This window comes from Thermogemmatispora sp., from assembly GCF_019683755.1.
Lineage (GTDB): Bacteria > Chloroflexota > Ktedonobacteria > Ktedonobacterales > Ktedonobacteraceae > Thermogemmatispora.
This window is the reverse complement of record NZ_JADGHT010000278.1, coordinates 1-6,261: the sequence shown is the minus strand read 5'-3', so window position 1 is coordinate 6,261 and position 6,261 is coordinate 1. Positions and strand designations below refer to the sequence as shown.

Annotated in this window: 5 protein-coding genes and 1 pseudogene; 1 reads left to right on the top strand and 5 read right to left on the bottom strand. The window is 59.5% G+C overall.

The window, feature by feature from the left end:
* A partial coding sequence (locus IRZ24_RS15440; RefSeq protein WP_297165844.1) for a DUF1697 domain-containing protein occupies positions 1-750 on the top strand: 750 nt, incomplete at its 5' end.
* On the opposite strand, the gene htpG is transcribed toward IRZ24_RS15440, so the two are convergent.
* From htpG to IRZ24_RS15415, 5 genes and pseudogenes are all read right to left on the bottom strand, one after another.
* A complete protein-coding gene (gene htpG, locus IRZ24_RS15435; RefSeq protein WP_297165841.1) occupies positions 707-2,587 on the bottom strand; it encodes a molecular chaperone HtpG in 1,881 nt (626 codons plus the stop codon). The genes IRZ24_RS15440 and htpG overlap by 44 nt on opposite strands.
* A gap of 494 nt (positions 2,588-3,081) precedes the next feature.
* Positions 3,082-3,324 (bottom strand): hypothetical protein, encoded by a 243-nt coding sequence (locus tag IRZ24_RS15430; RefSeq protein WP_297165838.1) that lies wholly within the window; start codon positions 3,322-3,324, stop codon positions 3,082-3,084.
* Positions 3,325-3,616: 292 nt separating this feature from the next.
* A complete protein-coding gene (locus IRZ24_RS15425) occupies positions 3,617-3,832 on the bottom strand; it encodes a hypothetical protein (RefSeq protein ID WP_297165836.1) in 216 nt (71 codons plus the stop codon).
* An 85-nt stretch (positions 3,833-3,917) separates the two neighbouring features.
* Positions 3,918-5,090: a hypothetical protein gene (locus IRZ24_RS15420; RefSeq protein ID WP_297165833.1), complete on the bottom strand. Its 1,173-nt coding sequence runs from the start codon at positions 5,088-5,090 to the stop codon at positions 3,918-3,920.
* A 370-nt stretch (positions 5,091-5,460) separates the two neighbouring features.
* Positions 5,461-6,261, bottom strand: a pseudogene (locus tag IRZ24_RS15415) (hypothetical protein); the annotation flags it as partial.

Here is a 6,261-nt window from a genome sequence, read left to right as displayed (position 1 = left end):
ACCTATGTGGCTTTTTTTCGCGCGCTCAATGTGGGCGGGCATGGAGTGGTTTCCATGCTGGCTCTGAGGAGGATGCATGAGGCCCTGGGACTGCAGGCAGTCAATACCTATATCCAGACAGGCAACGTGCTCTTCACCAGCGACGAAGGTGACGCCCTGAGTCTGGCTTGTCAGATTGAGGGGCGCTGTCTCCAGGAGTTTGGCTTTGCCAGCCGAGTCGTCCTGCGCAGAGCCGTTGATCTGGAGGAGGTCATTACGACGAATCCCTTCCCGTCAGAGGCCGAGCAGGCGCCTGAGCGTCTCGTGGTGCTCTTCCTGGCCGCGCCTCCGGTGCCAGCGGCGGCCTCAGTCTTGCAGCGACTTGCCGCCGCTGGACCCGAGAAGCTGCAGCTCTCGGCACGTGGTCAGGAGCTGTATATCTGGTATGCCGATGGGATCGGACGCTCGAAGCTGACGCCTGCTGAGCTTGAGCGTGCTCTTGGCTGTCCAGCCACGGGACGTAATTGGAGGACCTTGCTCCAGATAAGGCGGCTTCTCCAACAAAGGCAAAAGGGAGAGCGGCGTAGCCTCGAGAAAGGCATCATCAGGGGATCAGGAGCAAACAGCTCGCCCGCCCCGCTGGTTGGGAGCAAGCGGGTGCGGGCGAAACAGAGCTGTGGGACGGGGAGAGGTTCCTCGCTGCTGGCTGGTGTTGCTGTGGCCGGCCTCACGCCGTGCCCAGGCGGGTCAGCAGGTTATTCAGGCGATTGACGAAGCTGATCGGGTTCTCCAACTGGTCACCGCTGCTGAGCACAGCCTGATCGAAGAGGACCCAGGCCCAGTCGGCGAAGCGCTCCTCGTCCTGCTCGTGGCGCAGGCGCTGAATAATCGGGTGCTGCGGGTTAATCTCCATGATTGGCTTATCGGCGGGGACGGCCTGGCCGGCAGCCTGCAGCAGGCGTTTCAAGTTGGGATCGATACCGCCCTCGTCGACCACCAGGCAGGCGGGTGAAGTTGTCAGGCGGCTTGTTGTGCGCACATCCTTGACTTTCTCGCTGAGGACCTTCTTGAAGCGCTCCAGCAGGTCGCGGGCCTCATCGGCGCTCTTCTGGCGTTCCTCCTGCTCCTGTTTATCCTCCAGCTTGCTCAGGTCGACCTCGCCACGGGCGATTGACTGGAAGGGTAGGCCGCCGTATTCGTGTAGTTCGTGCTGCACGAAATGGTCGATGGGATCAGTCCAGATCAGGACCTCGACGCCTTTCTGCTTAAAGATCTCCAGCAGTGGGCTGTCCTTGGCGGCCTCGTAGCTTTCGGCCAGCAGGTAGTAGATCTTATCCTGGCCTTCCTTCTTGCGCGAGACATAGGTTTCCAGCGAGACCGACTGCTCTGGGCCGCTGGTCGTTGAGGCGAAGCGTAGCAGGCGGGCGATCAGATCGCGATTGGCCTTATCCTCGACCAGGCCCTCTTTGAGGACGCGCCCGAACTCGCGCCAGAAGATGGCGTACTTGCCCGGCTCCTTCTCGGCCATATCGCTGAGCAGGCCGAGGATCTTCTTGGTGGCCGTGGCGCGCATCGTGTCGATCAGACGGTTCTGCTGCAGCATCTCGCGCGAGACGTTGAGGGGCAGGTCATCGGAGTCAATGATCCCTCGCACGAAGCGCAGGTAGCGCGGCAGTAGCTTATTCTCGATGTCGTCCATGATATAGACGCGGCGCACATACAGCTTGACGCCGTGATGGCGCTCACGCAGCCAGAGGTCAAAGGGGGCCTGCGAGGGAATGAAAAGCAGGAGCGTATACTCGTGGGTGCCCTCCATGTGGCTGTGGACCCAGGCCAGTGGATCAGCGAAGTCGTGGGAGACATACTTATAGAAGTCCTTATACTCCTGTTCGCTGATCTCGCTCTTTGGGCGGGCCCACAGGGCTGAGGCTTTATTAACGACCTCCTCCTCATCCTTGCCCTCGACCTTCATCACGATGGGGAGCTGGATATGGTCTGAGTACTTGCGGATGATCGAGCGCAGGCGGTAGCCATTGAGCAGGTCGTCCTCGCCCTCGCGCAGGTGCAAAATGACGTCGGTGCCGCGAGTTGGTTTCTCAATGGTTTCGATTGTATACTCGCCCTGGCCGTCGGACTCCCAGCGTACACCTTGCTCGGCTGGTAGGCCGGCGCGGCGTGTCAGCAGGGTCACGCGGTCGGCTACGACGAACGAGGAGTAGAAGCCGACACCAAACTGACCGATGAGCATGGCGTCCTTGCGCTGGTCGCCGGTGAGTGACTGGAAGAATTCGCGTGTGCCTGACTTCGCAATGGTGCCGATATTCTGAATGACCTCCTCGCGCGACATGCCAATGCCATTGTCGCTCACTGTGATGGTGCGGGCGTCGCGGTCGTAGGAGACGCGGATCTTGAAGTCGGCGTCGCGCTCGTAGAGATCGGGATTTGAGAGCGCGTCGAAGCGCAGGCGGTCGATGGCATCTGAAGCATTAGAGATAAGCTCTCGCAAGAATATTTCTTTATTGCTGTAAAGAGAATGGATCATGATGTCAAGCAATTGCTTGACTTCCGCCTGAAAGCCCAGTGTTTCCTTATGAGTTTCAACTGGCATGGCACACCTCCATGTTAGCTACGCAGGTCCCTGGGAAGCTTGGTGAGTTGCCTTGCTTGTATCGAGTCAAGTGGTGTGTGGTTTCTTCCGCTCTGCGGTGGTATGGTACACCTCCCCACGGTACATATGATGCCATAGGCTATGTTAGAAGAGTGTGGGAGAAACGTTAGAAATCTGTTAGCGCCTGGCTCCCTGTCAGGAGCTGGTCAGCCTGCTTTGTTCTGTGCTACTCTGCGCGCGCAGCCAGGGCCAGGCTGGAAGAAAGGGGACTGTCGTCCGCTGTATTGGGGCTGGGCTGGCCTGCCAATGCCGGAACTTAGGGAATAAGCTTGCTGCACGCTATCGTCTGGCGCTGGCCTGCTTGAGGGCCGCCGCCAGCCGGAAAAGGCCAGGCAGTGATGGGGAGATTGATCAGGAGTGGTGGAAAGGTAGCCAGTGGGCCGGTGCCTGTTATTCTCTGACTGAGCGGGAGGCAGCAGCGTGTCGCAAGCGGCTCAGCGTCGGGCAGGCCCGGCTTTGTGCAGCCCAATGAACTGGCGCAGGCCCGTGCGACTGAAGCCAAGGGTTCCCCGGCCCCAACAAGAATCTGCAAGCTCAAAGGAGGGATCTTGTAGATCTGTCTCGTAGACACGGGTGAAGCGCAAGCTAAAGTTGCCGTAGCCATAGCGGTAACTAGTCTTACCAGGGCTATAAGGAGGTAGCTGAACGACGCGCATCCCTTCGGGGAGAGTCTCCATAGAACGGACAGACTCTTCTGGTTCGTAGCGATACCAGAGAGGAGGTGATGGCTGTCCGTTTCGGTCTTTGCGTAAGAAGAGGGGGTCAAGCCGCCAGGCTTTGAGATCCTCAGAGCTGAGGAGATGGAACAAGGGAGCAGAAGAGAGCGGAGCGACGGACTCCTGCAAAAGACCTTCGAGAAAGTCTACAACGAGCGTGAGGCGGTGGGGAGAAAACGCGAGATAGCCAGCTCCTTCCTGATCGGGAAGGAAGGGGGATGTATCATCTGAAGGGTCATCGCTGAAAAAATCTTCATCGAGGTGCAGCAGACGAAGCTAGACAAAAAAGCGGGCTGGCAGGCGGCAGTAGGCGATAGCCGAGCGCATCGGCTGTCCAATCCATCATGGGGGCCAGGTAGAGGGATGAGCTAAAGATCAGATAGCGCCAGCCCTGGGCCTGTGAACGGTTTAATCTGAAGAAGGCAATATCATCAGAGGAAAGGGGATCAAGGTGTTCTTCCTGGTCCATGCTATAACTCTGCTCCCTTCTTGCTAGGACTGGCGAAGTCGGCCCTGGAGGGTCACGGCTTGGCCACGCCGGTCCTGTAATGCTACTATGGATGGCCAAACTTCCAGCGCTCGCACTTGAGCGTTCTGAACAACCGGCGAAGGCTGGCTACTCCAAGATCGCTTGGGTCAGCCGCCAGGACAGGTGTGTCGGTTATGCCGGCCTGCTGGAGCGCGGCGAGCAGTCGGTTATCGAGGGTATACCATGCTCCATTCTCGAGATAGGCAGGGTCTCCACGCAAGCCGCCCCGGGAAAGCGGGCCCCAGGCGTCCATCTCTGGAACCTTGCGAAAGACACGGATAGGCAACAGATCGTCGGGGGTAAGCCTGTCGCTGCGAAGAGCTGCCGTCAGATCATCGATTCCCAGCAGGCGAGGGCTGGCAAGCTCCCGCCTATCTCCCAAGAAAGAGGCTGTAGCAGGCTCTGAAAGAGGGCTAAAAGTTGGTGGTCGGCTGGCAAGCCCCAGCCGTTCCAGGCGAATTTGCAGCAGATCGAGGAGTGCGCGCAAACTCGCCTGGCTGAAGCCGAGCGTGCCTCGTCCCTGAGAAGAATCTTCCAACTCGAAAGTGGGCTTGCCCAGGTCTTCAGGATAGACGCGCGTGAAAACGAGATGATCGAGATCGCCAGTTGCATCGCTGGGAGACCACCAGGGTATGGCAAGCAGGCGCTGACCCTCTGGGAGGCTTTCTCGAGAGCGAACCCCAGGCTCAGGGTCATAGCGATACCAGTAGGGATGTGCAATCAAAGGACCCGAGGAGGCAGGAATCTCAGGCTCATAGGCAAGGAGAGAAGCGTGCAGGTGCCAGGAGCGCAGCTCTTCGCGACCAAGAGGAGAGAAGCTGGTCAGGTCAGCTTTTCCCTGGGCAGTCGATCCATCTGCCAGCAGTCGCTCCAAAAAGCCAGTCAGCAGAGCCAGGCGTTGGAAATTCAGCCGTAGGTAACTGTCGGCCTCTTGCTCGGCCTGGAAAGAGGAGGAATGGCTGCCACTGGTAGTAGAGAAAGACAATGGGAAAAGGAGCCACTCAAGATCGATATGTAGAGGGCGAATCTCTATGAAAAGAGTAGAAGAGTCGTCAAAAGTGCGGTAACCGAGCACATCCCAGGCATCGTAAAGCGGCGGGTCGAAGGTCAAATAATGCCAGCCCTGAGCTTGCGAGCGTTGCAGTCCCAGCCAGGAGGCCAATTCGATGGAGACAGGAACGAGATTTTCAGCGCGCATAGAGTATCTCCCCATGGTAGTCTTCATCGCCCTTGGCGCGGCTGAAAAATATAGTCAGCGGGTGCTCTTGCGGCGAGCCCGCCTTACCCAGTAGCTTCGGGAGGCCCTCTTGCAGACCTTTTCTCAATGGCATCCTTCGTCACTGTCTCCAGGAGGTCCTTTAGCAGCGTCTTCTCTGTGGGCTTGGAGACGCCCTTCATCGAGGTCGTTGTCAATAGGATGAAGGGGAGGTTCTTTTCGGGGTGTTTAGCTGTGCCGGAGGGGTAGCAGCGGAGAAGGCACCGGTCTAAAGGTGGCTTTCCCCGCTGCTGGCGTCAATTATCCGGGTATCTGCTCTTTTGGAAGTCGGGGCGCCTGCTGGGCCGATTAGCTAGGAGAGGAGGGTGGAGACGGGCCAGAGGTCGACAGAGAAGGGGGAGAGGGAGGCGAGGAGGGAGCCGTCGGGTGACCAGGCGCAGGGGGAGGAGGCAGGGAGAAAGAGAAGGGGAAGGCCAGGGCGGACGGAGCGGATTTCAAGACCTTGTAGACCCTCGAAGGCGAGGAGGGAGCCGTCGGGTGACCAGACGGGAGCAAGGAAGGCGTGACAGGGCCAGCGGTGCAGAAGGCGGCCCGAGGAGGGGTCCCAGAGATGGAGAATCGAAGAAGCGGGGGGGTCATTGGGGGAGTCGCTGGAAAGGGAGGCGATGAGAGAACCATCGGGAGACCAGGAGACGGCGTAGATATCGTGGTGGTGACCATAGTAGTGTAGGAGGGGCTGGAAGGTATCGGCTTGCCAGATGGAGATGGTTGGAGGGAGCAGATCGGACCAGGCGGTGACGGCGAGGCGAGAGCCGTCGGGGGACCAGGCGAGGGAGGGGGACCAGCATTCGTGCTCGAAGGGCTTAGTGAGGAGAGTCTTGCCGGTGAGAGGGTTCCAGAGGTGGATCAGGCCCTCATCGTCGGCGGAGGCAATGCGGGAGCCGTCAGGGGACCAGGCGAGGGCGACGACTTTGTAGGAATGGGAGGTATAGCGGCGGAGGAGGCGGCCGGAAGGGGTGTGCCAGATGGCGACGGTGTGGTCTTCTGAGGCGGAGGCGAGGAGGGAGCCGTCGGGGGAGCAGGCGAGGGCGGAGATGGGCTGGGAATGGGCGTGCAGGAGCAGGGGGGGCTGGCCGGAGGAAGGGTGCCAGAG

Bases quoted from the DNA above. Each gene is read 5' to 3' on its own strand.
- IRZ24_RS15425 (WP_297165836.1), bottom strand. From the start codon at position 3,832: ATGGACCAGGAAGAACACCTTGATCCCCTTTCCTCTGATGATATTGCC.
- htpG (WP_297165841.1), bottom strand. From the start codon at position 2,587: ATGCCAGTTGAAACTCATAAGGAAACACTGGGCTTTCAGGCGGAAGTC.
- IRZ24_RS15420 (WP_297165833.1), bottom strand. From the start codon at position 5,090: ATGCGCGCTGAAAATCTCGTTCCTGTCTCCATCGAATTGGCCTCCTGG.
- IRZ24_RS15430 (WP_297165838.1), bottom strand. From the start codon at position 3,324: ATGGAGACTCTCCCCGAAGGGATGCGCGTCGTTCAGCTACCTCCTTAT.